21 protein-coding genes are annotated in these 24,625 nt (G+C 70.9%); 16 read left to right on the top strand and 5 right to left on the bottom strand.

Going from position 1 to position 24,625, the window contains the following annotated elements; translation table 11 throughout:
* Positions 1 to 60 precede the first annotated feature (60 nt).
* Together Hbl1158_RS15390 and Hbl1158_RS15395 are read left to right on the top strand one after the other, a co-directional pair.
* Positions 61 to 1,674: an alkaline phosphatase family protein gene (locus Hbl1158_RS15390; protein WP_234299787.1), complete on the top strand. Its 1,614-nt coding sequence runs from the start codon at positions 61 to 63 to the stop codon at positions 1,672 to 1,674.
* Positions 1,671 to 2,672 carry a GNAT family N-acetyltransferase gene (locus Hbl1158_RS15395; RefSeq protein WP_234299759.1) on the top strand — a complete coding sequence of 334 codons (1,002 nt, stop codon included), beginning with the start codon at positions 1,671 to 1,673 and terminating at the stop codon, positions 2,670 to 2,672. Before Hbl1158_RS15390 ends, Hbl1158_RS15395 begins: the two co-directional genes overlap by 4 nt.
* Positions 2,673 to 2,740: 68 nt before the next feature.
* On the opposite strand, the gene Hbl1158_RS15400 is transcribed toward Hbl1158_RS15395, so the two are convergent.
* Complete coding sequence (locus Hbl1158_RS15400) at positions 2,741 to 3,025, bottom strand: HalOD1 output domain-containing protein (RefSeq protein ID WP_234299760.1); 285 nt, start codon at positions 3,023 to 3,025, stop codon at positions 2,741 to 2,743.
* 266 nt (positions 3,026 to 3,291) lie between these two features.
* The gene (locus Hbl1158_RS15405; protein ID WP_234299761.1) at positions 3,292 to 3,474 is read right to left on the bottom strand and encodes a hypothetical protein; all 183 of its coding nucleotides are present in this window, start codon (positions 3,472 to 3,474) and stop codon (positions 3,292 to 3,294) included.
* A gap of 313 nt (positions 3,475 to 3,787) precedes the next feature.
* On the opposite strand from Hbl1158_RS15405, the gene Hbl1158_RS15410 reads away from it, so the two are divergent.
* The 14 genes from Hbl1158_RS15410 (at position 3,788) to Hbl1158_RS15475 (ending at position 20,995) form a co-directional block, all read left to right on the top strand.
* Entirely contained in the window at positions 3,788 to 5,239 is a 1,452-nt protein-coding gene (locus Hbl1158_RS15410; protein ID WP_234299762.1) for a right-handed parallel beta-helix repeat-containing protein, read from the top strand.
* Positions 5,240 to 5,514: 275 nt separating this feature from the next.
* Positions 5,515 to 6,126 carry an acyltransferase gene (locus Hbl1158_RS15415; RefSeq protein ID WP_234299763.1) on the top strand — a complete coding sequence of 204 codons (612 nt, stop codon included), beginning with the start codon at positions 5,515 to 5,517 and terminating at the stop codon, positions 6,124 to 6,126.
* The gene (locus Hbl1158_RS15420) at positions 6,123 to 7,292 is read left to right on the top strand and encodes a DegT/DnrJ/EryC1/StrS family aminotransferase (protein WP_234299764.1); all 1,170 of its coding nucleotides are present in this window, start codon (positions 6,123 to 6,125) and stop codon (positions 7,290 to 7,292) included. The genes Hbl1158_RS15415 and Hbl1158_RS15420 overlap by 4 nt, the downstream gene beginning before the upstream one ends.
* Positions 7,289 to 8,281 carry a Gfo/Idh/MocA family oxidoreductase gene (locus Hbl1158_RS15425; RefSeq protein WP_234299765.1) on the top strand — a complete coding sequence of 331 codons (993 nt, stop codon included), beginning with the start codon at positions 7,289 to 7,291 and terminating at the stop codon, positions 8,279 to 8,281. The genes Hbl1158_RS15420 and Hbl1158_RS15425 overlap by 4 nt, the downstream gene beginning before the upstream one ends.
* Positions 8,282 to 8,303: 22 nt before the next feature.
* Positions 8,304 to 9,671, top strand: coding sequence for a nucleotide sugar dehydrogenase (locus Hbl1158_RS15430; RefSeq protein WP_234299766.1), 1,368 nt, complete (start codon positions 8,304 to 8,306; stop codon positions 9,669 to 9,671).
* A complete protein-coding gene (locus tag Hbl1158_RS15435; protein ID WP_234299767.1) occupies positions 9,668 to 10,537 on the top strand; it encodes a hypothetical protein in 870 nt (289 codons plus the stop codon). The genes Hbl1158_RS15430 and Hbl1158_RS15435 overlap by 4 nt, the downstream gene beginning before the upstream one ends.
* Positions 10,534 to 12,138: an alkaline phosphatase family protein gene (locus Hbl1158_RS15440; RefSeq protein WP_234299768.1), complete on the top strand. Its 1,605-nt coding sequence runs from the start codon at positions 10,534 to 10,536 to the stop codon at positions 12,136 to 12,138. The genes Hbl1158_RS15435 and Hbl1158_RS15440 overlap by 4 nt, the downstream gene beginning before the upstream one ends.
* 5 nt (positions 12,139 to 12,143) lie before the next feature.
* Positions 12,144 to 13,175, top strand: a complete 1,032-nt coding sequence (locus Hbl1158_RS15445; RefSeq protein ID WP_234299769.1) for a DUF354 domain-containing protein — start codon at positions 12,144 to 12,146, stop codon at positions 13,173 to 13,175.
* Positions 13,172 to 14,254: a polysaccharide deacetylase family protein gene (locus Hbl1158_RS15450; protein ID WP_234299770.1), complete on the top strand. Its 1,083-nt coding sequence runs from the start codon at positions 13,172 to 13,174 to the stop codon at positions 14,252 to 14,254. The genes Hbl1158_RS15445 and Hbl1158_RS15450 overlap by 4 nt, the downstream gene beginning before the upstream one ends.
* A 65-nt stretch (positions 14,255 to 14,319) precedes the next feature.
* The gene (locus Hbl1158_RS15455) at positions 14,320 to 15,327 is read left to right on the top strand and encodes a GNAT family N-acetyltransferase (protein ID WP_234299771.1); all 1,008 of its coding nucleotides are present in this window, start codon (positions 14,320 to 14,322) and stop codon (positions 15,325 to 15,327) included.
* Between the two features lie 4 nt (positions 15,328 to 15,331).
* Positions 15,332 to 16,300, top strand: coding sequence for a glycosyltransferase (locus tag Hbl1158_RS15460; RefSeq protein ID WP_234299772.1), 969 nt, complete (start codon positions 15,332 to 15,334; stop codon positions 16,298 to 16,300).
* 110 nt (positions 16,301 to 16,410) lie between these two features.
* On the top strand, positions 16,411 to 18,414 hold the full coding sequence (locus Hbl1158_RS15465; RefSeq protein WP_234299773.1) for a hypothetical protein: 2,004 nt from the start codon (positions 16,411 to 16,413) through the stop codon (positions 18,412 to 18,414).
* 3 nt (positions 18,415 to 18,417) lie between these two features.
* Positions 18,418 to 19,893, top strand: a complete 1,476-nt coding sequence (locus tag Hbl1158_RS15470) for a flippase (protein ID WP_234299774.1) — start codon at positions 18,418 to 18,420, stop codon at positions 19,891 to 19,893.
* Between the two features lie 64 nt (positions 19,894 to 19,957).
* Positions 19,958 to 20,995 carry an NAD-dependent epimerase/dehydratase family protein gene (locus Hbl1158_RS15475; protein WP_234299775.1) on the top strand — a complete coding sequence of 346 codons (1,038 nt, stop codon included), beginning with the start codon at positions 19,958 to 19,960 and terminating at the stop codon, positions 20,993 to 20,995.
* Positions 20,996 to 21,266: 271 nt separating this feature from the next.
* Here Hbl1158_RS15475 and Hbl1158_RS15480 read toward each other — a convergent pair whose 3' ends face one another.
* The 3 genes from Hbl1158_RS15480 to Hbl1158_RS15490 all read right to left on the bottom strand — a co-directional run bounded on the left by Hbl1158_RS15480 (position 21,267) and on the right by Hbl1158_RS15490 (position 24,381).
* Positions 21,267 to 22,091 carry a hypothetical protein gene (locus Hbl1158_RS15480; RefSeq protein WP_234299776.1) on the bottom strand — a complete coding sequence of 275 codons (825 nt, stop codon included), beginning with the start codon at positions 22,089 to 22,091 and terminating at the stop codon, positions 21,267 to 21,269.
* Between the two features lie 19 nt (positions 22,092 to 22,110).
* A complete protein-coding gene (locus Hbl1158_RS15485) occupies positions 22,111 to 23,250 on the bottom strand; it encodes a Gfo/Idh/MocA family oxidoreductase (protein WP_234299777.1) in 1,140 nt (379 codons plus the stop codon).
* 120 nt (positions 23,251 to 23,370) lie between these two features.
* Entirely contained in the window at positions 23,371 to 24,381 is a 1,011-nt protein-coding gene (locus Hbl1158_RS15490; RefSeq protein ID WP_234299778.1) for a DUF1616 domain-containing protein, read from the bottom strand.
* Positions 24,382 to 24,625 lie beyond the last annotated feature (244 nt).

Genomic DNA, 24,625 nt, shown 5'->3' on the forward strand with positions numbered 1-24,625 from the left:
ACCATAACAAAGGTCGGTGCTCGGGTGGTCTCGGCCGTGAGTGACAGAGGAGACTCCCGGATGCGAACGCTCCTGATCGGGGTCGACGGCGTCTGTCGGCCGGTGTTGGACCCGTTGTTCGAGCGCGACGTGGTCCCGGCGCTGGAGTCGCTGTTCGAGCGCGGCGCGGGGGGAGATCTCGACTCCCAGTTGCCGCCGTGGACGCCCAGCGCGTGGCCCTCGCTGTACACCGGCGTCAATCCGGGCAAGCACGGGGTCTTCGATTTCCTGCGATTCGACGGCTACGACTGGTCGCTGGTCGACCGGACCGACGTGCGCGAGCACGCGCTGTGGGAACTGCTCGACCGCCACGACCTCACCAGCGTCGTGGTGAACGTCCCGGTGACCGGCCCCGCGAGGCCGTTCGACGGCGCGCTCGTCCCCGGCTACATCTCCCCCGAAGAGCCCGAGTGCCACCCCGAGGGGGTGCTCGCGGAGCTCCGAGCCGAGTTGGGCGACTATCGGGTGTACGCGCCCGCCGGCCGCGACGACGACGAGCGAGTCGAGTGGTACGAACGCCTTACCGCCATGCGCGGGGCCGCCTTCCGCCACCTCGCCGAGGAGTACGACCCCCACTTCGGGTTCGTCCAGTTCCAACAGACTGACACCGTGTTCCACGAGTCGCCCGAGGACGGGGAGGCCGTCGAGGGGGTGTTCGCCGCCGTCGACGACGAGATCGACGCGATCCTCGAGGCGTGTTCGCCCGACACCGTGATCGTCGCCAGCGATCACGGGATCGGCCCGTACGACGGCTACGAGTTCCGCGTCAACAGCTTCCTCGCGGAGCGCTCGCTCGTCCGGACGACGCGGGGCGAGGGCGGCATGCCCTCGTGGGGGGACCTGGCCAGATCCGGGACCGACGGCCCGTCGCTGGCGACTCGGCTCGTCCGGGCGGCCTCGGCCGTCGGGCTGACGAGCCAGCGGCTCGGCCGCCTGCTGTCGGCGCTCGGACTCGACGACATCGTGCTCGATCGCGTCCCGAAGTCGACGGTCCACGCGGCGACCGAGCGCGTCGACTTCCCGGCTTCGACCGCGTACATGCGCTCGCGCACGGAGATGGGCATCCGGATCAACGTGGCGGGTCGCGACCCCGAGGGAGTCGTCCCGCCCGACGAGTACGCCGACGTGCGCGAGGAGCTCATCGAGTCGCTCTCCGCCGTGCGGACGCCGGACGGCGAGCCGGCGTTTTCGGCCGTGCTGCCGCGCGAGGCCGTGTTCGACGGGCCGCACGTGGAGGAGGCGGTCGACGTCGTGACCGTTCCCAACGACTTCGACACGTACCTCTCGGCGGCGCTTCGGGGCGAACAGTTCGGGCCGCCGTCTGAGCCGTGGAACCACAAGCCGACGGGGATCGTCGCCCTCGCGGGCGACGGCGTCGACTCGGACGCGTCGCTGTCGGGCGCGCACCTGTTCGACGTGGCACCGACCGTGCTGTCGACGATGGGCGTCCCGCCCAGCGATCGGATGGACGGCGACACGCTCGAACCGGTGTCCGCCGAGCCGGCGGCGGCGTACCCGCCGTTCTCGTCTCGCCGTCCGATCGGGGAGAACAGCGGTGACGGCGTCGAGGCCGACCACGACGGGGCCGTCGCAGACCGACTCGCGACGCTGGGCTATCTTGAGGGGAGTCGATGAGCATCGAGGTGCGCCCCGTCGAGGACGACGACGCCTGGGACGGCTACCTGGCCCACGCGAGGACGGCCACGCCGTTTCACCGCGCGGCCGCGCTCGACGTGCTCGCGTCGGCCGCCGACGCCCGGCTCCACCGCCTCGCGGGGTTCAAGGGACAGGAGCCGGTCGGCGTGTTCCCCGTCTTCGAGGTTGACCGCGGCCCGGTGACGGGCGCGTTCTCGCCGCCGCCGGACCTGAAGGTGCCGTACCTCGGTCCGTCGCTGGTCGTCCGGGGAGACCCGCCGAAGCGCAGGCGACTCGACCGCCAGCACCACGCGTTCATCGAGGCCGCCCTCGACCACCTCACGGAGCGGGTCGATCCGGGCCTGGTCCAGGTGCGAACGCCGCCCGGCTACGACGACGTACGGGCCTTCTCGTGGCGGAGTCACGAGGTGGTGCCGCGGTACACGTACGTCGTCGACCTGGAGCGCGGGACCGACGACCTGCTCGCGAGTTTCAGTTCGGACGCCCGACGAAACGTCACCGACGAGTACGACGCGTCGTACTCGATCCGCCCGGGGACGCCCGAGGACATCCGTCGGATCGTCGCCCAGACCGCCGCACGCCACGCCGCACAGGACGAACCCTTCCCCGTCGACGCCGACTTCGTCGTCGACCTCCACGAGGCGACCGACGAGGGCGTCGTCCGGCCGCTCGTCTGTCGGGTCGACGGCGAGTTCGCCGGCGGGACCGTGTGCCTCGAGGGGGAGACGACGGCGATCCGGTGGCTCGGGTCGGCGACGCCGTCGGTCGATCTGCCGGCAAACGACCTGCTCGATTGGACGTACTGCCGGGCCGCGGCCGGCCGGGGCGTGACGGCGTTCGACCTCGCGGGGGCCAACACCCCGCGAATCGCCGAGTACAAGGCGAAGTTCGCGCCCGATCTGGTGCCGTACTACCGCGCGCGGAACTGTTCGCGGACCATGGACGTGGCCGTCTCGCTGTACGACAAGATCCGATAACAGGCACGGCCTTCGTGCTGTACAACCGTCGGCTATCCCCCCGTCGACGCTCCGGTTCGGTGCCGTCGTTACCGCTCGACCTCGAGCTCGAGCCAGCCGTCGGAGGAGACGCGCACGTCGACGCCGGCGTACTCGAACGTCACGTCGACCGAGGACGCCGACTCGGTCACGAGCGCGTCGAGCGCGTCGCCGTCGACCGACTCGTTGAGAACGTCCAGCTCCGTCTGATCGCGTCCGGTCGCGTCTGCGACCGCGACGACGACCGCCGTGCTCGGACTCTCGAAGTCCGTCCAGTCCGTTCGGTGAACGAGCCCGGCACCGCTGCCCGAGGTGAGTGTGGTGTCTCTCGTCATGTATTCCCAGCTGCTCTACCCCGTCTACCTGGTTCTTGATGTTAAGTAGTTCGGATCGATTCCGGAAAAGTATAATAAATCATATACAATTACCTCGTGGTATTCGGGGTTCTTCTCCACGAATTCACCATCGTACGGCGTCGGACGCCACAGTATATATTTGTTTTGTCATTACGATCAGCGGCCGAATTTAGCCGGGTGCAAATACATAAATAGCGGTCGCCGCGTCCGACTCCGCTACGGTTCGGGACGGCTGTTTGAGCGGCTCAGCTCCAGGTGGTGAGCACGCGTTCGTCGGCGCGTGCGGCACCTTCCTCGGGATCGCCCGACTCGTCGAGGTCGGCCGCTCTCGAACACGCGATACAGCGGCGGACGACGTCTCTGTTGTCCCCGAACACTCGTGCGAAGCGCTCCGTCACGTGGCTTCCGCAGGTCACACACTCTGGCATACACACTCAGCCCTCCGGGCACTCATTTTGTTATACAGAGCCGAACGTCGAGAAACCCGACCTGAGACCGCAGAAGGGCGAACCGATCGGTTCGACGGGCGATCTGACACCCGGTCGTTCGATCGTCGCCCAATCGATACGCTCGCCGTACGCGTTCCGCGGTCGCCCCCGCGTGACCGCGTGAGATCGCCGCGCCGACCGGCCGAACCGGCGACCCGATCGACGGACGCAGTCGGTGCTTACGCCGCGAGTGCACCGCATAACAATCGGACGCGAACTCCCTCCTCGGGGCGTGAACACGAACCGCCGGTCGATGCTGCGACGACTCGCGGCGGTCACGGCAGCGGCGGCGCTGGCGGGCTGTGGCGGTCGCGGGAACGACCCCTCAACGACGACGGGTCGCGAGACGGACACCTCGACGGTGACGACGACTCCCGGATCGACCTCTCCGACGACGCCCGAGGAGGTCGCGTCTCGATGGGGGTTCGAGCGCACGGTCGATCTGGTCGAGGCGGGCGCGGACCCAACGGGGGAGGAGCCGATCGACGAGGCGTTCGACGCCGCGGTCGCCCCCGACACGCTGGTGTATCTCCCGAGCGGAACCTATCGGGTCGCAGACGGGATCACCGTCGGCGGACTCGACCGAATCGGTCTCCTCGGTTCGGACGCGACTGTGGTCCCCCGCGAGGGCAACGAGGACAACCTCTTCTCGTTCGGCTGGCCCGAACCGGTCAGGGAGGCGCTGTTCAAGGGGATCACCTTCGACTTCTCCGCGCCAGACACCGGTGGCAGACCATTACTCGCGCAGGCGAGCGACTCGCTGTTGGTGGAGGGCCTGGTCGTCAAAGGCGAGGCCGACGTGAATCAGGACCTCGTGCGCGTCGACGTCACCGACTCCGACGGGTCGGGCGTCGTCCGCGGCCTGCGACTGCTCGACGGAGCGATTCCGGACTACCGGATCACCGGCTGTGAGGTCGGCGACGACAACCGCGGCGACGTGTCGTTCGTCGACTGCCGGATCGACGGCTTCCCGGACAACGGCCTGTACGCGAACCCGCCCGAGGGGAGCGTCAGCGTACTCGGGGGTCGATACCGGAACAACGGCGTCGCGGGCGTGCGCGTCGAGGTCGCCGACGACGCCGTCGTCCGCGGCGTCCACGTCCGATGTGACGACGCCGAGGGCGCGGGCGAGAACATGCGCGGGATCCGCCTGCGCGCGGGTAACTCGGTCCTCGTCGAGGACTGCCTCGTCGAACTGCTGGAGGTGACATCCAGCGACGGCGCGGTCACGTTCGCCTCCGAGTTGGGTGCGGCGACCGTGCGCAACTGCCACCTCCGCGTCGACGCCGACGGCGTCAACGCCGTCCGGATCAAGCGAGCGGCCGACCGACAGGTCCGCGAGGGTCCGTTCCGGTGTGAGTCGCTCACGATCGTCGGCTCCGCCGAGACGGGCGCGGCGATCCAGGCGGCCGACCGGAGCGGCTGTTCCTTCCGCGATCTGTGCGTCTTCCAGCCCGGCGAGGACCGCGACGGCTTCGACACGGACAACGTCCACGGCGAGGTCGCCGACTCCCGACTCGCCGTCACCGGCCGCCCGTTCCGACTGGAGAACTCGACGCTCGATCGCTCGAACGTCACCGTCTCGCCCGACGCCGACGAGGCGGCCGCCGGCGACGAGGGCGACGGCGACGCCGCGAGGTTCGGCCCGTGTGCCGACAGCGACCGCGGCAGCGACGTGGACCCTGACGGTGCCGACGACGCGTGATATCTGACTGCGACGCCGTGCGGGCGGACTGGAGCGACGCGGCGGATGTGACGCGGACGGGTCGCCCCCGTCGTGCGGTCAGCGCGCGGCTAACCGGTCGCAATCACGTCCATAACAATGTGTGAAACGGCGGATTGACGCACGACCGCCACCGGCGGAACTCGGATCATGTCTCCACGTAGGACGCCAGAACGGATCGGAGCACAGCCCCCTCCCGACAGCGTGCGTGCGACCCCCTCGGGGTCGCCGTACGCGACGCGGCTCGGAGGAGAATTATGACGCCCGGACGGACGGACGCGCACGGCCACGGTCGCGCCCGGTCCGACGGCGGCTCGCGCGGCGCGCGGATCGACCCCGGTGCCACACTCAAGCGAGTCGACGGTACGGGTCCGACCCTGGGCGCGGACGCGACGGTCCGGGAGGGAACCGTCGTGTACGCCGACGTGGTCGCGGGCGACGGCCTCTCGACGGGCCACCACGCCGTGATCCGCGAGGGGACGCGGCTGGGTGACGACGTGCTCGTCGGCACCCACGCCGTGCTCGACGGCGACTGCACGGTCGGCGACGGCGTGTCCATCCAGACCGGGGCGTACTGCCCGACGGGCACGAGGCTCGGCGACCGGGCATTCCTCGGCCCGCACGCCGTGCTCACGAACGACCGATACCCGCTTCGCACCGACGAGGGACTGGACGCCCCGACGGTCGAGGCCGACGCGTCCGTGGGCGCGAACGCGACGGTCCTCCCCGGCGTCACAGTCGGCGAGGGGGCGTTCGTCGCCGCCGACGCGCTCGTCGCCGAGGACGTGCCGCCGCGGACGCTCGCGGTCGGCTCGCCGGCCGAACACCGACCGCTTCCCGACCCGCTTCAGGGGGTGAACGACGCGTGATCCCCATCGCCGACCCGGAGATCGGCGAGGCCGAGCGCGAGCGGGTTCTCTCCGTGCTCGACTCCGGCCAACTCGCCGACGGCGAGGAGGTGCGCGCGTTCGAGCGGGAGTTCGCCGACGTCTGCGAGGCCGAGCACGCCGTGGCGACGACGAACGGCACGACGGCGCTGCACGCCGCCCTGGAGGCGCTCGGGATCGGCCCCGGCGACACGGTCGTCACGACGCCGTTCTCCTTCGTCGCCACTGCGAATGCGATCCGCCACGTCGGCGCTGAACCGGTGTTCGCGGACGTGAGCCAGGCGACGCTGACGCTCGATCCCGCGCGCGTCGCGGAGGTGCTGGACGAGCGTGACGACGTGGCCGCGATCCTCGCGGTCCACCTCTACGGGACGCCCGCCGACGTGGGGCCCCTGCGCGAGCTCGCCGACGAACACGACGTCTCCCTCGTCGAGGACGCCGCACAGGCCCACGGCGCGGCCTACCGCGGCGAGCGCGTGGGAAGCCTCGGCGACGCCGCCTGCTTCTCGTTTTACCCGACCAAGAACATGACCAGCGGTGAGGGCGGGATGATCACCACCGACGACGAGGCCGTCGCCGAGCGCGCGGCGCGATTCTGCGATCACGGTCGCACCGTCGAGTACCGCCACGGCGACGTGGGTCACAACTTCCGGATGACGAGCCTCTGTGCAGCCATCGGCCGCGCGCAACTCCGGAAGCTCCCCGAGTTCACCCTCGCGCGCCGCGGCAACGCCGCGTACCTCACCGAGCACCTCCGGGACGCCCCCGTCGAAACGCCCGCCGAGCCCGACGGCGTCCGGTCGGTGTACCACCAGTACACCGTCCGCTCGGACCACCGCGACCTGCTCGAGTCGCACCTCGCCGACCGCGGCGTCTCGGCGGCGGTGTACTACCCCCTCCCGATCCACGAGCAACCGGCGTACGATGACGTGGACGCCGACCTCCCGGTCGCCGAGCGCGCCGCCGATCGGGTGCTGTCGCTGCCGGTCCATCCGGGGCTCTCCGTCGAGGACCTCCGAACGATCGTCTCGGCCGTCACGGCGTTCGGCGACTCCGAACGCGTCCCGGAAACCGCTGCGGGTTCGAGCCCCGAGACCGGAACGGATCCCGAGCCCGGACCCGAGGCGTCCGGGCGGGTGGACTCGTGAGCGACGCCGACCGGCCGGTCCGGGTCGGCGTCGTCGGCGTCGGGAGCATGGGCCGCAACCACGCCCGAGTGTACCGCGAGCTCGCCGACGCGGAACTCGTTGGCGTCGCCGACATGGACTCGGCGGCGGCCGACCGCGTCGCCGGCGAGTACGGCACAGAGTCGTTCGACACCGACGACCTGCTCTCGGCCGTCGACGCCGTCAGCATCGCCGTCCCGACCTCGGCGCACGCACCCGTTCTGGAACGCTGCATCGACGCCGGCGTCCACGCGCTCGTCGAGAAGCCGTTCGTCGACGACCTCGCGGTCGGGCGCGAACTCGCCCGCCGAGCCGCGGCCGAAGGCGTCACCGTCCAGGTGGGACACGTCGAGCGGTTCAACCCGGCTGTCCGGACGCTGATGCGGATCCTCCCCGACCTCGACGTCGTCGCCGTCGACGCCCGGCGGCTCGGCCCCCCGGTCGACCGCGAGCTCGACGGCAGCGTCGTCTCCGACCTGATGATCCACGACATCGACGTGGTGAACGCGGTCGTCGACGCGCGACCCGGCACGCTCGGGGCGACCGGCGCGGCCGACGGCGACTACGCCACGGTGCAGTGCGTGTACGACGACGACACGGTCGCCACTTTCACCGCCAGCCGCGTCACCCGGCGGAAGGTCCGAGAACTGGAGATCACCGCCCGCGAGTGCCTCGTCGCCGTCGATTACCTCTCGCAGTCAGTAGAGATCCACCGCGGCGACCACCCCGAGTACATCGAGTCCAACGGCACGATCCGCCACCGCACAGAGAGCGTCATCGAGCGGCCGTTCGTCGAGACGGGCGAGCCGCTGAAAGGAGAGCTCGCGGCGTTCGTCGACGCCGTCGCCGACGGCGACGAGCCGGTCGTCACCCCGAAGGACGGCCTCGACGCCGTCGAGTTCGCCCGGCAGATCGAGGGGATACTCGGCCTCGGTTCGACGCCGTCGGCCGAACGAGAGGTGCACAGATGAGCGACCGTACGGGGGTGCAGAGATGAGCGAACGCACGGAAGTCCCGCCCCGGCTGTACGCCTCGAACCGCCACGAGCGCGCCCGACGCGAGGCGTTTCGCGAGGGACGGCTCCCGGTGACCGTCTACGGGCTCGGGAAGATGGGCCTCCCCATCGCCGCGGTGTTCGCCGAGGCGACCGGCGCGGTCACCGGCGTCGACGTGGACGAGTCCGTCGTCGCGGGCGTCAACGACGGCGAGTGTCACGTCGCGAACGAGCCGGGACTCGACGACCTGGTCGCGGAAACGGCGGCCGACGGGTCGCTGTCGGCGACAACCGACGCCGCCGCCGCCGCGGAGGCCGCCCGGATCCACGTGATCATCGTCCCGACGCTGATCACCGACGACGACCGCCCGGACACGTCGGTCGTCACCTCCGTCGCGCGCGACGTGGCGAGCGGCCTCTCGCCGGGCGATCTGGTGTGCGTCGAGTCGACGCTCCCGCCCGGCACCTGCCGGGACGTGCTCGGCCCGCTGTTGCGCTTCGAGAGCGGGCTCGACGCCGACGACTTCGGGCTCGCCTTCTGCCCGGAGCGCACCTCCAGCGGCCGGGCGCTCGCGGACGTGCGCGGCACCCACCCGAAGGTCGTCGGCGGCCTCGACCGCGAGGCCACGCGCGCGGCCGAGCTGGTGTACGACGAACTCACCGACAATGAGGTGATCCCCGTCGCCGACGCCACGACCGCGGAGGCCGTGAAGGTGTTCGAGGGGCTGTACCGCGACGTGAACATCGCGCTGGCGAACGAGCTGGCGCGGTTCACCGACGAACTCGGGATCGACGTGCGCGAGGCCATCGACGTGGCGAACACCCAGCCGTACTGCGACATCCACACGCCCGGCCCGGGCGTCGGGGGCCACTGCATCCCGTACTACCCGTACTTCGTGATCAACTGGCTGGAGACCGGCGCGCCCCTGCTCTCGAGGGCCCGTGAGGTCAACGACGCGACGCCGACGCACGTCGTCGACCTGCTGGCCGGGGAACTCGCGGACCGCGGCCGCGACCTCGACGGCGCGACCGTGGTCGTGCTGGGACTGGCCTACCGCGCCGGCGTCGCCGAGACGCGCGCCAGCCCCGGCGTCGACATCTGCCGGGCGCTGGCCGACCGCGGCGCGACGGTCTACGCCAGCGACCCGCTGGTCGACGCCGACGGTCTCGCGGCGACCGACGTGCACCACGACGAGGTCGGCGCGCTCGACGCGGACGCCGTGGTGCTCGCAACCGACCACGACGAGTTCGAGGCGATCGACTGGCGCTCCGTGCCGCGCTCGGCCGTAGTGATCGACACGCGCGACGCCCTCGACGCCGACGCGCTCGACCGCGACGTCTACGTCGTCGGGAGGGGACGGCGGTGACGGGCCTCCGAACCGACGCCGACGACGACGGTGTCGGCGGCGTCGACGGCTTCGTCGCCGACGGGTTCACCACCGACGCCTACGTCGACCTGCTCGATGCGGCCGAGGAGGGCGGCTACGAGTTCCTGACGGTTCGCGAGTACCTCGCGAGCGAGGACCTCCCCGACCGCTTCGTGATCCTCCGCCACGACGTGGACCGGAAGGCGGCCAACGCCGCCCGCCTCGCTCGGATCGAAGCAGAGCGGGGAGCGTCGGCGACGTACTACCTCCGTACCTCCACGTTCGACCCGGAGTTCGCGCGGTCGCTCGCGACGCTGGGTCACGAGGTCGGCTACCACTACGAGGACTACGTCCGCGCGGACGGCGACCTCGAGGCGGCCCACGACGGGTTCGCGAGCAGCCTCCGCGAGTTCCGGGCCTACTGCGAGGTCGACACCGTCTGCATGCACGGCAACCCCCTCTCGCCGCACGACAACCGGGAGATGTGGACCGCCGCCGACGCCCCCGGGTTCGACGCCTACGACCTGCTCGGCGAGGCGTACCTCTCGATGGACTTCGTGGACGTGACGTACTTCTCGGACACGGGCCGCACCTGGCGCGACGGCGCGTTGAAGATCAAGGACCACCCCGTCGGCGAGCACCACAAGCCCGTCTCGGCAGACGGCACCGCGGAGTTGGCCGCCCTGTTGCGTTCGGGCGCGTTCGACCGCGGCTGTCTGCTCGTCCACCCCGAGCGGTGGGCCGACTCCGTCCCCGAACTGTTCGTCGAACGCACCAAGGACCGGGCGATCAACGCCGTCAAGCGCGGCCTGCGCCTGGTCCGCCCGCCCGAAACACCGCCATCCGCTTCACCATCCACCTCATGACGACCATCACCATCGGACTCGACGGCGCGAACTGGGACCTGATCGTCGACTGGCTCGACGCCGGCGACCTGCCGAACCTCGCCGCGCTGATCGACGACGGCGTCGGCGGCGTCTGCCGGAGCTGTCTCCCCCCGATCACCGTCCCCAACTGGAAGTGTTACGCGACCGGGAAGGGCCCCGGAAAGCTCGGCGTGTTTCGCTTCGACCGGATCGATACCGAGCAGCGCGAGCACGTGTTTCACGACGCGACCGACTTCGACAGCGCCGAGCTGTGGGACTATCTCACCGACGAGGGCATGACCGCCGGCGTGATCAACAAGCCGTCGACGTACCCGCCCAAGGAGATCGACGGCTTCGTCGTCGCCGGCGGCCCCGACGCCTCCGAGACGGCGTACCGGTCGCTGGACCGCGGCTTCGCGACGCCCGACCGCGTCGAGCGGTTCCTCCGTGAGGAACTCGACTACCGCGTCCACCCCAGCCCGATGATCTCGCCGAGCGAGACGGGGGAGGCCGAGGTGGACGCGGTCCTCGACCTGATCGACCTCCGGTTCGACGCGGCGTCGGCGCTCCTGGAGCGCGAGGACCCCGACTTCCTCCACCTCACCGTGTTCTACAGCATGGCGCTCCAGCACTACTTCTACGACGACGAGCCGGTCGAGCGCGCGTGGAAGCGCATCGACGACCGCCTCGGGGAGTTCCTCGGCGAGGGTCACGACGTCCTGGTGATGTCCGATCACGGCACCTGCGATGTCGACGCCGTGTTCTACGTGAACGTCTGGCTCCAGCGACAGGGCTACCTCTCGGTCGAGCGCACGGTCGACGGCGCGCTCCGCAGGGCGGGGATCACCCGGGAGCGGGCGCTGTCGGCGGCCAAGCGCCTCGGATTGGTCGAGACGCTCAGCAAGGTCGTCCCGGAGCGAATCCAGCGCGTCGTCCCCTGGGAAGAGGGTGTCAAGCGCGACCGCGTGCTGTCTGTCCTCGACTGGGACGCGACCGACGCGGTCGCCAGCAACCAGGGCCCGATCTACCTGACGAGGTCGCCGGGGGAGCCGGGATACGAAGAGCTTCGCACGGAGCTGATCGAGGGGCTGGAGTCGCTTCGCCACCCCGAGACCGGCACCCCGATCGTCCGCTCGGTCCGCCGCGGCGAGGAGCAGTACACGGGACCACACGCCGACGAAGCGCCGGATCTGATCCTCGATCAAGGCGAGGGGATCCACACGAGCGACGCGATCGGTCGCGAGGAGCCGATCGCCGACTCGGGCGTCTGGCGCGGCGGCAACATGCCCGAGGGCGTGTTCGTGTTCTCCGGGCCGAGCTTCCGGTCGGACGGCCTCACAGAGCGCGCCCGGATCGTCGACCTCGCGCCGACGCTGCTGCACTCGATGGGCGCGGCCGTCCCCGACGACCTCGACGGCGAGGTGCTCGACGTGTTCGCGCCCGACTCGGCCGCCGCCGAGCGCCCGGTTCGGACGCGGAGTCCCCTCGCTCCCGACCGCGGTCGCGACGCGCACGCCGCCGACGCCCACGACGGCGGCGACGCCGACGGCGACGGAACCGGCGTCGAGGACCGCCTCGCCGACCTCGGCTACCTGGAGTGAGACCGATGCGGATCCTCGTCGACGTGAGTCACCCGGCGCACGTCCACCTGTTTCGCAACGCGATCGGATCCCTCCGAGACCGCGGGCACGCGGTCCGCGTCGTCAGCCGACGCAAGGACGTGACCACCGACCTGCTGGACGCCTACGGTATCGACCACACCCCGCTGTCGCGAAAGCGGCCGGGCGTCGCCGGCGTCGCCCGCGAGTGGGTCGGCCGCGGCGCGCGCCTGCTCCGCGTCGCCGCCGGCTTCCGCCCGGACGTGGTGCTCAGCAGGCTGAGTCCGACGGCCGCCTACGTCGCTCGCGCGGTCGGCGCACCGAACGTCGTGTTCCACGACACAGAGCAGGCGGGCCTGCTCGACCGGGTGACGACCCCGGCGGCGTCGGTGGTGTGCACGCCCGCCGAGTTCGGGCGCGACGCGGGCGATCGCCAGATCCGATACGAGGGCTACCACGAACTGGCGTACCTCCATCCCGCGCGCTTCGAGCCGAACCCGACGCGCCTGCGGGACGCCGGCGTCGATCCGGATGAGCCGTTCGCCGTCGTCAGGCTCGTCGAGTGGAGCGCCCACCACGACGGCGACGCGGCCGGCTTCTCGCCGGCGGTCGTCCGCGACCTGGTCGAGCGGCTCGCCGACCGCGGGGCCGTCTACGTCTCCGCCGAGGGCGACCTCCCGGCGGCGCTGGCCGAGCACGAGGCACCCGTCGCGCCCGACGCCATGCACGACCTGCTGGCGTTCGCCGACTGCTACGTCGGCGACTCGGGGACGATGGCGGCGGAGGCGGCGCTGCTCGCGACGCCGACGGTCCGGTACGACCCCTACGACGCGACGCTCGCCAACTTCGAGACGTTCGCCGACCGCGGGCTCGTCGAGTCCGTCGACGACGAGCGCGCCGCCGCCGACCGCGCGGTCGCGCTCGCGGACGACCCCGAGGCCGGCGGTCGCTGGCGTCGTCGCCGGCGGCGACTCCTGGCACAGAAGGTCGACGTGACCGCCTTCGCGGTCGAACTCGTCGAGGAGGTGGGCGGCGCGTGAGCCGCGACCGCGACCCGGACCGCGCTGGCGATGCCCGCGACGACCGCGACGCCGACGCGTCGAACGCCTCGTCCGCGTCGCCCTCGTCGCCCCCGCCGCCTCCGCCCGGCAACGACGACCTCACCTGGCCCGACGGCGAGCCGCCCGTGGAACGTCCCGTCCCCGACGACCACGAGTTCGTCCTCCTGCTCACCCACGACCTCGACCGGCCGTACAAGACGTACCAGTCGCTGTACTACGCCCTGACCGAGCCTGGTCGCCGGCTGCACCACCTCTCGACGCTCGCCCCCGGCTCGAACCCCTACTGGTGTTTCGACCGGCTGCGGTCGCTGGAGGCGGAACTGGGCGTCCGGTCGGCGTGGTACGTGCTCGACGAGCAGCGACTGCTCCGCGACCGCCCGCCCTCGGAGTGGCTCTCGATGGAGTCGATCCAGCTGTACGCCGGGCGCTACGACCCGACGGCCCCCGACGTCCGGGAGGCGCTTCGCGCGCTCGCCGCCGGCGGGTGGGAGGTGGGGCTCCACGGATCCTACGAGTCGTTCGACGACCGCGAGCGTCTCGCCGCCGAGAAGGCCACCGTCGAGGACGTGATCGGCCACCCGATCGCGGGCGGCAGGCAGCACTACCTCAATCTCCGGACCCCCGAGACGTGGGAGCACCACCGCGCGATCGGCCTCCGCTACGACGCGAGCCTCGGCTCCAGCGACGCGGCCGGGTTCGACCACGGCCACGGCATCAGACGCCCCTTCGGCGACGAGTTCGTCGTGTTCCCGCTGACGGTCATGGAGCAGTCGCTTCCCGACCCCGGCGAGAGCTTCGAGGCGGCGTGGGAGGTCTGCTCGAGGCTGCTCGCCGAGGCGCGCGAGGAGGGTGCCGTGATGAGCGTACTGTGGCACCCGCGGCTGTTCGCGCCCGCGGAGTTCCCGGGCCATACGCGACTGTATCGGACGCTGATCCGTCGGGCGCAGGAACTGGGCGCGTGGGTCGGCGCGCCCGGTCACTTCTACGACCTGATGGCCCTCGACGAGCCGTCGACGGACGCCGGCGACGACGCGGTCGACGCCGTCGACGCGGAGTGAGGACCGGCAGTCCGCGGGCGGTACGCGCCGTATAACAATTCAGGTCGCGGGCTCCTCTCTCGCCGATGGAGATCCGACGGCTCTCGGCCGAGGAATGGGAGGACGCGCTTCCGTCCGACGGCTTCGAGGTGTTTCACACCCCCGAGGCGCTGGACGTGCTCGACGTCCACGCCCGCGGCGAACTCAGGCGCTACGGCGGCTTCAAGGGCGACCGCCCGGTGGGGCTGGCCCCGGTGTTCGTCCGCGAGCAGCCGATCGGCACGACCGCGCTGTCGCCCCCGCCGGGGTTCGGCGTCCCGCGACTCGGGCCGCTGGTGACGCCGGCGAGCCCGAAACGGCGGAAACGCGAGCGCGTCAACGGCCGCTTCACCGAGGGGTTACTCGAGGAGTTGGACGTGTCGTCGTCGACGACGCTGTTCCGGATGGTGTGCCCCACCTCCCATCCGGACCCGCGCCCCTTCGGCTGGTCCGAGCTATCCATGGACCCGTCGTTCACCTACCACCTCCCCGTCGACGGCGACACCGACGCGATCATGGCGTCGTTCTCGAAGAGCCTGCGACGGGAGATCCGCGACGCCCGCGACCTCGACGTCTCCGTCGAGGTGGGCGGCCGTGACGCCGTGCGGCGCATCTACGAGCAGGCGCGCGACCGCTACGCCGAGCAGGACCGGGGGTTCACCCACACCTGGCCGTACGTGCGCGACCTGACGGAGGCGCTGTCGGCGGTCGACCGCTGCCGGCCGTACGTCGTCCGCGACGCCGACGGCTCCTTCTGCAGCGGCATCGTCGTGCTCTACTCCAACGACGCCGCGTACTTCTGGCTCGGCGGCGCTGTCGCCACCCGCGACGGGACGAGCGTCAACGGCCTCCTCCATTGGCGGATCATCGAGGACGTCGCCGCCGGCGAGCCGCGCGAGTCGGTCGACACCTACGACCTCATGGGCGCGAACACGGAGCGGCTGTGTCGCTACAAGAGCAAGTTCGGGGCCGACCTGGTGCCGTACTACACCGTCGAGTCCGAGGGCGCGGGGATGCGCGCGGCCAAGACCGCCTACCGGCTGATGAGCAGGTGAGCACGTGCGGGTGCTCAACCTCGTCCCGACCGAACAGTCGCGGTTCTTCACGCAACAGCGCGCGACGCTGCGCGAACTGGGCGTCGAGGAGACCACGCTCGCGGTCCCCGGCCGGCGGACGTACGACGACGGCGACACAGACGGCCGAGGCTTCAGCGATTACCTCCGATTCGTCCCGTCGGTGTTTCGCCACTCGCTGGGCGAGTACGACCTCGTGCACGCGAACTACGGGCTGACGGCTCCGCACGCGCTCGCGCAGGTCCGACTCCCGGTCGTCCTCTCGCTGTGGGGCAGCGACCTCATGGGCGACTACGGCTGGCTCACCCGGCGGTGCGCCCGCCACGCCGACGCCGTCGTCGTCATGTCCGAGCGCATGGCCGCCGAACTGGACACGGACTGTCACGTCATCCCCCACGGCGTCGACCTCGAGCTGTTCCGCCCGATGCCGGTCGACGCCGCCCGCGAGGCGCTCGGGTGGCGCGACGATCCCGACGCCCACCACGTGCTGTTCCCGTACCCGCCGGCGCGGGGAGTGAAGGACTACCCGCGGGCCGAGCGCGTCGTCGACCGCGTCGCGGACGCGGTCGACGGCGACGTGCGATTCCACACGGTCACCGGGGAGCCACACGAGCGCATGCCGCTGTACATGAACGCCGCGGACGTGCTGCTCGTCACCTCCGAGCGCGAGGGGTCGCCCAACGCCGTGAAAGAGGCGCTGGCGTGCGACCTCCCGGTCGTCTCGACGGACGTGGGCGACGTGCCCGAGCGCCTCGACGGCGTCGCCCACTCGCGGGTGTGCGGCTCCGACGCGGATCTCGTCGACGGAATCGTCGCCGCGTTGCGTGCCGACGGTCGGTCGAACGGCCGGGCCGCCGCCGAGGAGGTCGGGCTGGAGGCGACGACCGCACGGCTCCGAGCGGTGTACGAGTCGGTCGTCGGCGTCGCCCGCGAGCCGGCTCTCGCGGGGCGGTGACGTGTCGACGACCGCCGCCCGAATCGGAGAGAGTCAACCGGCCGCCCCGGCGTATCCGGGCCATAACAATCCCCGGACGGACCGGAGTGCGGCCAACTGGTGAGTCACGAATGGGAACCACGACGCGCCGCGTCGCCGGGGTCGGACTGCTCGTCGGCTATCTGGGGCTGTTCGCCGCGATCCTCGTCGCTCGGTCGGCCCCGGCGACGGGGTACGAACTCTCCGTGTACGCCGCCACGCCGACGGCGACGTGGATCGGCCTCGGCGTGGCTGCCGCCGCCGGACTCTGCGTCGCGTTCGCGACGACGCCCGCGGATCGCTTCCACGGCGGCGCGCCCCTGCTGGTGGGAGCTACCGGCGTCGTCGTGTCGGCGATGCCGACGCTCCGGGGGTATCGCTACTACGGCGCTGGCGACGGGCTGACACACCTCGGGTGGGCACGCGAGATGGCCGCCGGCGCGATCTCTCCGACGGAGGTGCTGTACCCGGGGATCCACTCGACGGCGGTGGCGTTCTCGGCGGTCATGGGCGTCCCGCTGACGCGGTCGATGCAGTACGTCGTCCTGCTCGCGTTTCCGCTGGTGTTCCTGCTGACCGTGCCGCTGGCGGTTCGCGTCGTCACCGACGCGCGCCGGGCGTACGCGGTCGCGGTCGCGGCCGCGGCGCTGTTCGTGCCGATCAACAACATCAGCGTCCACCCGACGGCCCACCCGACCAGTCAGGCCATCCTCCTGGTCCCGGCGGCGGCGTACCTCGCTCTGTCGTACGTGCTGGACCCCGCGGCAGACGCGCTCGAGGCGACGACGAACGCCGACGCCGGCGACGCGGACGCGTCTGCCGAGGCGAGCACCGATCCCGACGCCGACGACCCGTCGACGCCGCGGACCGTCACGGACGGCGGCGGCTCCGTCGGCGTCACCGGCGTCGGCGTCCTGCTCGCGCTGGTGTCGGCCGCGTTCGTGCTCGTCCACCCCCAGCAGGCGCTCAACCTCGCGCTCGTGTTCCTCGCGGTGGCGCTGCTCCAGGCCGCGCTCCGCCGCCGTGACGCCGACTCGTCGATCGCGAGCCACCGGTGGCTGGGCGTCCAGACCGGGGTGCTCGTCGGATTCTTCCTGCTGTGGACCCCCCGGTTCGAACGCGCCCGCGACACGGTGGCGTTCACCCTCGGGAGCATCCTCGGTGGCGACGCCTCGGCGGGCACAGTCGTCGCCGCGAAGGCGACCTCGCTGACGGCGCTGGGAGGGAGCCTCCCGTCGCTGTTCTTCAGGCTGTTCGTCGCCGGGACGGCGCTGTCGGTCGTCGCCGGCGGCCTCGTGCTCGCGACGCTCGCGGGCCGCGTCGCCGACGACCGAACCGACGCCGCCGTCCGCTACCTCGCGACGGCGCTGGTGCCGCTTGCGGGCGTGTTCCTCGTCGTCTTCGCCATCGGTGCCGGCGACATGTACTTCCGGTATCAGGGGTTCATGATGGCGTTCGTCACCGTCCTCGGGGCCGCCGGGCTCGCGCTCGCCGCCGACCGCATCGACCGCTCGCTTCCGACGGGAGCCGGTCCCGCCGTCGTGCTCGCCGTCCTGTTGGTCCTCGCGCCGATCGCGGCCGTCGGCTATCACGCCTCGCCGTTCATGTACCAGCCGACCCCGCACGTGACGGGGAGCCAACTCGACGGCCACGCCGCCGCCTTCGAGCACCGGGAGCCGGGAGTGCCGTTCACCGGGCTCCGGGGCGGGCCGCGCCGCTACGTCGACGCCTACTACGGCACCGAGTTCGCCCGCGGCGATCTCGAGTTCCCGGGGTACGACAGCGGGATCAACGACACCACATTCACCGGCGCGAGGTACGCCGGAGAGTTCGACGAGACGCGGTACGTCGCGATCACCGAGTCGAGCCGTCAGCGCGAGACCGCGCTCTACGACGGCTTCCGATACCCCGAGCGAGGGTTCAGGGAGCTGGAGACGACGCCGACGGTGAACCGCGTGCAGTCCAGCGACGGGCTCCGCGTGTACTACGTGCGGGCGACGAACGCGACTGTGACCGACGACGCCGCGACCGACCTCGACGGTGACCGTGTCGGCGTCGCCGCCGGCGACACCGAGGCCGACACGGCGGGTGAGTGAGCGGTGGCATCGTCGTTCGTCGAGCGGATCGCACGCGGCGTCAAGGCGACGTTCGCCGCCAACGTCGTCGACATGGCCGCCAACGCGGCGCTGGTGCTCCTGTTGACGCGGGTGCTTCTCACCCCCGACCAGTTCGGCACGCTCAACTTCGCGCTGGCGGCGATGAGCGTCGTCGCCATCCTCGCGACCCTCGGCATCCCCAAGTCGGCCGGTCGGTACGTCACCCAGTTCGTCGAGTCCGACCCCGGACTCGTCCCGCACGTCGTCCGGCGATCGCTGGCGTTCCTGCTGGCGTCGTCGGCGGTCGTCGCCGTCGGCGTCGTCGCGCTCGGCCGTCCGGTCGCGACGCTCGTCGGCCAGGAGTCGCTCGTCCCGTTTCTCGGGATCGGCGCGGCCTACGTCGTCGCGACGGCGCTCACCCAGTACGTCCGCGAGCTGCTCCGGGCGTTCGGACGCGTGGAGTGGAGCGGGATCGTCCGCGTCGTCACCGGCGTCGGCCGCGTCGCTGGCGTCGTCGCGCTCGTCGGGCTGGGGTTCGGCATCGCCGGCGCGCTCGCGGGCTACGTCGTCGGCTACGCCGTCGCGGCGCTGGTCGGCGGCGGGCTCCTCTACGTTCGGCTGTATCGGACGTACGATCCCGACCCCGACCCCGAGGCCGGGCTCTCCCGCCGGATCGCCGAGTACAGCGTCCCGCTGACGGCGACTCGGGGAGCGAACGTCCTCGACAAGCGAGTCGACGTGCTCCTCGTCGGCGCGCTGCTGGACATGACGGCCGTCGGCTTCTACACCGTCGCCAAGCAGGTGTCGGACTTCGTGTCGATGCCGGCGTCGTCGTTCGGCTTCACCGTGTCGCCGGCGCTGAGCGAACAGCGCGAGCGCGGCGAGACCGACCGCGCCGCCAGGGTGTACGAGCGGTCGCTGACGTACGTCCTCCTGGCGTACGTGCCCGCGGTGACGGGGCTCGCGCTCGTGGCCGGCCCGATGGTCCGGTACGTCTTCGGGGCCGACTACCTCGGCGCTGTGCCGGTCGTCCAGGTGTACGCCGGCTTCATCCTCGTGAACGCCGTGAACAAGGTGACGAGCGACGGCCTCGATTACCTCGGTCGGGCCCGCTCGCGGGCGGTGATCAAGTCCGCGATGGCCGTCGCCAACGCGGTCCTCAACCTCATTCTCATCCCGCGGCTTGGCGTCGTCGGCGCGGCGCTGGCGACCGTGATCACCTACACCGTGTACACCGGATCGAACGTCTACTTCATCCATCAGGAGCTGTCGTTCGAACCCGGCAGGGTCGTCCGCGCGCTCGCGACCGTGTGTCTGGTGACCGTCGGGATGGCGCTGTCCGTGTGGGTCGCCCTGCCGTACGTGTCCGGGATCGCGACCCTCCTCGCCACGGTCCTACTCGGCGTCGTCGTCTGGGCCGTTCTCTCGGTCGCCGGCGGCGTCCTCGACCCCGAGGAAGTCGCCGATATCTTGGGGTGACACTCGCCGCCCGCGACGCCGCAGGCGCTCTATAACAAACCGACGAGTCGGGCACCCGGCGTGCATGGAGACGCACGAGGACGCGGCCACGGGTGCAGCCGAAGCGACAACCCACTCCGGATCCGGAACCCGAACCGGACCCGGATCTGACGCGCTCGATCCGACCGCCGCCGACCACGACCTCGAGGGTGAAACGGTACTGATAACCGGTGGAGCCGGCTTCGTCGGCAGTCACCTCGCGAGCGCGCTCGTCGACGACGCGGAGGTGCGCGTGCTCGACGACCTCTCGAACGGCGACGCCGACGCGGTGCCCGACGGCGCGACGCTGCTCGAGGGCGACCTGCTCGACGGGGACCCCTTGGAGCGCGCGACCGACGGCGTCGACGTGATCTTCCACCAGGCGGGACTGGTCAGCGTCCCGCTGTCGATCGAGCGCCCCCGCGAGAGCAACCGCGTCAACGTCGCCGGCACGCTCGCGGTGTTGGAGGCCGCCCGCCGAGAGGACGCCCGCGTCGTCGTCGCCTCCAGCGTCGCCGTCTACGGGAACCCCGAGTCGGTGCCGATCGCCGAAAGCGACCCCAAGGAGCCGACCTCGCCGTACGCGACCGACAAGCTCGCGATCGACCACTACACCAGGATATACGCCGACCTGTACGGCCTGGAGACGGTAGCGCTCCGCTACTTCAACGTCTACGGTCCCGGGCAGTCGGCCGGGGAGTACGCCGGCGTCGTGAGCACGTTTCTCGAGCAGGCGCGCTCCGGTCAGCCGCTCACCGTCGAGGGCGACGGCTCGCAGACGCGCGATTTCGTCCACGTCGCCGACGTGGTCCGAGCCAACCTCGCGGCCGCCGCGACCGAACACACCGGCGAGGCGTTCAACGTCGCCACCGGCGAGAGCGTCTCGATCCGCGACCTGGCCGACGTCGTCGTCGACGTGACCGGCGCGAGCGCCGGCGTCGTCCACGTCGACGCCCGACCCGGGGACATCGAGCGCAGTCGCGGCGACACCGAAAAGGCACGCCGACTCCTCCGGTTCGAACCGCGCGTCGACCTCCGGACGGGACTCGCCGCCCTCGCGAGTCGCCCGGCTCCGGTCCGGTGAGACCGTTCGAACGGCGCAGATAGCGCGAAAGAGAGGCGAGAAGGGCAAGAGAGGCGAGAGAGGCGAGAAAGGAAAGAGAGGAGAGAAAGGCAAGAGAGGCGGAAGAGGTGAGAGAGGCAGAAGAGTTTGTGAGGAGAGAGGCGAGAAGCCTGGCCGTCCCACGCAGCCTCTGTAACATAGACGGACGGCCACAGTAGGTAAAATAGGTAGGTAAGGTACGTAAGATAGGTAGCTTAGATAGCTATTACATCTTGTCGACTCGACGATCGGTTCAGTCGACCACCGACCCGAACGACAGCGGCGCGAGATCCGGGTGGTCGTCGCGGTCAACGACGGCGGGGTCACCCCGGACGTACGCGTCGCGCACCGCCTGCCAGTCGGCGTGTCGTCGGAGCACGCGAACCGGGATCGAGTCCAGGTCGAGCAGTTTCGCGATCGAGAGGCGGTTGCGGCCGTCCTCGAACAGGACCTCGCCGTCGCGGCCGACGTGGACGGCTATCTCGTCTTTCAGGCGCTCGGTGAGCAGTCGCGACCGCCGGTCGGAGTCGATCGGGTCGCGGCCGCCCTCGACCAGTAGCTCCGCTTGACTGCGGTAGCCCTCGTCGCGGATCGTCTCGTACAGGTCGTCGAGCCGGCGGCAGCGGCGTCGGAACTCCGCCTCGGTGCGACAGCCCCAACGGACGAGACCGCCGTCGAGTTCGTCGACGATCCGGTCGTAGAACGTCGTCTCCTCCCAGGGGACGCCGTCCTCAAAGTGCGCCCGGTACGCCCGGAACACATCGAGGTCGGCGAAGCGCTCGCGCTCGCGGTCCCAGTCGCCGCCGGCGACGACGCCCGCCTCCGCGAACTTCGCGGCGTGGAGTTCGACGCACCGCTGGATGTCGGCGGGGTCGACGCGGATCAGCCGATACGGCTCGGGAGGGGCGGCGTAGCGCAGTCGGTTACGCAGCGTTCGGGCGGCGACGACCGCCCTCGCGTAGCGGTCGCGCGCGATCAACAGCGACGACTCGACGGAGGGAACGCCCTCGGCGAGTCGCCGACCCGCGCCGCGGAGTGTCTCGTCGAGCGTGCCGATCGGTCGGGGTCCGTATGCCATCGGAATCGGCGGGGGCGCGCTACTCTGCCTCCGTCGCAACGGCGGAATCGGTCGCCTCGCTGACGCCGTCGTCGCCGGGGTCGCGGCGCTCTCGGGCCGCCTCGCGGACCTCCGACATCAGCCGGATCATCCAGCGCGACTCCGACAGCGGGACGGGCATCGCCGCCTCGTCGCCGGCCGCCAGCGCGCGCGACTCGGCGTCGTTCTGGTAGTAGTGGGCGTTGAGCAGGCGCGCGGTGTCCCAGTCGTCCGAGCGGTTCCGACGGAGGAGCGCGCGAGCGTTCGCGACCGTGTCGCGGAGGCGGTCCAGCGCGTTGTCGAGGTTGTTCGACACCTTCCCCGCGGCCGAGCCCTTGTAGTCGCGGTCGTGTTCGACGAGCGTCTGTGAGATCAGGTCCGCCGTCAGCGACTTCTCCGACCCGTGGACGATCAGTTGACGGACGGCGCGAGTGCCGCCGAGCATCGTCGTCGTGCACAGCACGTCGTCGTCGGTGACGTACTGGAGGGTCGCCCCGTCGTAGTCGAAGTCCCGGTCGTAGCGGCCCCGCAGCGCCGTCGTCGCCGAGACGTCCGCGGCCGACCGCGGATAGCCGCCGGCGCGCAGCGTGATGTAGATCGGATGAGGGAGCCCCTCCTCGAACTCGCCGCCCGAGAGTTCGAAGTTCCACGGACCGCGGTTCGGGTCGTCCGGACGGCTACACCCCGAGTATATCACCTCGACGCCCCGGACCTCGCCGCACTCGCCCGCCTCCATCGCCCGGCGGACTCGGCGGACCACGGGGTCGAAGTTGTGGTTGTGTTTCTCGGAGACGACGACGTCGCGGTCGGTGGCGTACGCCGCCAGCTCCTCGAACTCCTCGTACGTCTCGGTGATCGGTTTCTCTATCTGCACGGGGACGCCGGCGTCGACGAGCGTCTTCGCCACCGGCAGGTGCGACTGGACCGGGGTGCACACGTGCGCCCAGTCGAGCGACTCGGCGGCGATCAGGTCGTCCAGATCGGTGTACGCCGTGATCCCGTACGCCTCGGCGCGCTCGCGCGCCACCTCCTCGTCGAGGTCGCAGACCGCGACCAACTCGGTTCGAGGGTTCCGCTCCAGTCCCGACAGGTGCACGTCAGAGACGGTTCCGCCGCCGACGACGGCTGTTCGAAGGGTCATCGTCGACACGTCGCCGAGTCGACCCATTGTTAATGAGGCGATAGCCCGCCGCCCCCGGTCACACCGACCCGTTCCTCGCGGAGTGCCGCCCAGTTCCTCTCGCGAGACACCGACCCGTTCTCACGCCACGTCGACCCAGAGGTAGAGGTGCTCGGTCGCCGTCTCGGCCGACGGCGACGACGGGGCCTCGCCGCGGTGGACGAACACGCTCAATCGGAGGTCCTCGCCGATCAGGTCGGGCGCGATCGAGACGTCGCGCTCGGTCCGTTCACCGTCGGCGAGCGAGAGGTCGAACCGCGTCAGCTCGCTGCGTTCGAGCACAGTCATCGTCTCGCCCGAGTCGTCGACCTCGACCCGATCGAGCACGAGCACCACCTCGTAGTCGGCCGCCTCGCCGAGGCGGTTCTCGACGGCAACGACGAGGTCGGTCGACTCACCGGCCGACAGCGAGGCGGGGTAGTCGCCGGCGACGGGACCGTCCGCGCCGGGGGTGAGCACGGCCGCCTCCGTGTACGACTCGCCGTCGACCGGCGCGGCCAGCCCCACAGCGAGGCCGCCAACCGCCAAAAGCGCCGCGACCGCGACCGCACCGCTCAGAACCCGGTCGGCCCGGTTCGGTCCGTCCCCCTCGCCGAACGGTCGTCCGAACGTCCCGGTTCCGCGCGTCGACGGGAGGTCGTACCTGCTGCTCGCCGGGAGCCGCAGTCGCCTGACCGCGCCGGCGACGGCTCCGGCGACCACGACGCCCACGAGCGTCGCCGTGATCGAGGGTGTCGCGAGCGGAGCGCCGACGACCGCGAGACCGACGACGATCAGGGGGAGAAGCACGAGGCTGGCGACCACGGACAGCGAGCAGCGCTCCGACCAGCCGAGCCCGTCTGTCAGCGGGAGTCGCCAGGGCGTCGGCCGGTCGGCGTCGGCGGGGCGATCGCCCGGAAACAACACCGACAGGAGGGCGTATCCGGGAAGCACTCCCACGAGCGGCGTGGCCAGTAGCACCCGAAGCGGGCCGTCGACGACGCCGAGCGCGATGACCGCACCGGCGACGATAGCATACCCGATCAGGATCGGCGTGTCGATCGGCAGCGACCGGATCGCTCCGTCGCCGTCGCCCGCGGGGTCCCGTCTCATGGCGTCGCCTTCCCCGGTTCGGGGGATTGTTATGCGGTTCGTTCCCCCGCCGCGGCCGCACGACGAGACCGATCGCGTCCGACAACCGCCAACGGCGACGATACTGTCCGTGGCCCAGTTCCGTCGCCGGACATCGGGGAGACAGTAGTTCAATTCGCCGCCTAACAAAGCCCCTCCCGTGTCGGCGTCCAGACGACACGATGACTGCAACTGCCAGATTCGATCAGCGTTCGGGGGGCGACGG

The sequence above is a fragment of the Halobaculum sp. CBA1158 genome (assembly GCF_021431925.1).
Taxonomy (GTDB): Archaea; Halobacteriota; Halobacteria; order Halobacteriales; family Haloferacaceae; genus Halobaculum.

Bases quoted from the DNA above. Each gene is read 5' to 3' on its own strand.
- Hbl1158_RS15390 (WP_234299787.1), top strand. From the start codon at position 61: ATGCGAACGCTCCTGATCGGGGTCGACGGCGTCTGTCGGCCGGTGTTG.
- Hbl1158_RS15395 (WP_234299759.1), top strand. From the start codon at position 1,671: ATGAGCATCGAGGTGCGCCCCGTCGAGGACGACGACGCCTGGGACGGC.
- Hbl1158_RS15400 (WP_234299760.1), bottom strand. From the start codon at position 3,025: ATGACGAGAGACACCACACTCACCTCGGGCAGCGGTGCCGGGCTCGTT.
- Hbl1158_RS15405 (WP_234299761.1), bottom strand. From the start codon at position 3,474: ATGCCAGAGTGTGTGACCTGCGGAAGCCACGTGACGGAGCGCTTCGCA.
- Hbl1158_RS15410 (WP_234299762.1), top strand. From the start codon at position 3,788: ATGCTGCGACGACTCGCGGCGGTCACGGCAGCGGCGGCGCTGGCGGGC.
- Hbl1158_RS15415 (WP_234299763.1), top strand. From the start codon at position 5,515: ATGACGCCCGGACGGACGGACGCGCACGGCCACGGTCGCGCCCGGTCC.
- Hbl1158_RS15430 (WP_234299766.1), top strand. From the start codon at position 8,304: ATGAGCGAACGCACGGAAGTCCCGCCCCGGCTGTACGCCTCGAACCGC.
- Hbl1158_RS15440 (WP_234299768.1), top strand. From the start codon at position 10,534: ATGACGACCATCACCATCGGACTCGACGGCGCGAACTGGGACCTGATC.
- Hbl1158_RS15445 (WP_234299769.1), top strand. From the start codon at position 12,144: ATGCGGATCCTCGTCGACGTGAGTCACCCGGCGCACGTCCACCTGTTT.
- Hbl1158_RS15455 (WP_234299771.1), top strand. From the start codon at position 14,320: ATGGAGATCCGACGGCTCTCGGCCGAGGAATGGGAGGACGCGCTTCCG.
- Hbl1158_RS15465 (WP_234299773.1), top strand. From the start codon at position 16,411: ATGGGAACCACGACGCGCCGCGTCGCCGGGGTCGGACTGCTCGTCGGC.
- Hbl1158_RS15475 (WP_234299775.1), top strand. From the start codon at position 19,958: ATGGAGACGCACGAGGACGCGGCCACGGGTGCAGCCGAAGCGACAACC.
- Hbl1158_RS15480 (WP_234299776.1), bottom strand. From the start codon at position 22,091: ATGGCATACGGACCCCGACCGATCGGCACGCTCGACGAGACACTCCGC.
- Hbl1158_RS15485 (WP_234299777.1), bottom strand. From the start codon at position 23,250: ATGACCCTTCGAACAGCCGTCGTCGGCGGCGGAACCGTCTCTGACGTG.
- Hbl1158_RS15490 (WP_234299778.1), bottom strand. From the start codon at position 24,381: ATGAGACGGGACCCCGCGGGCGACGGCGACGGAGCGATCCGGTCGCTG.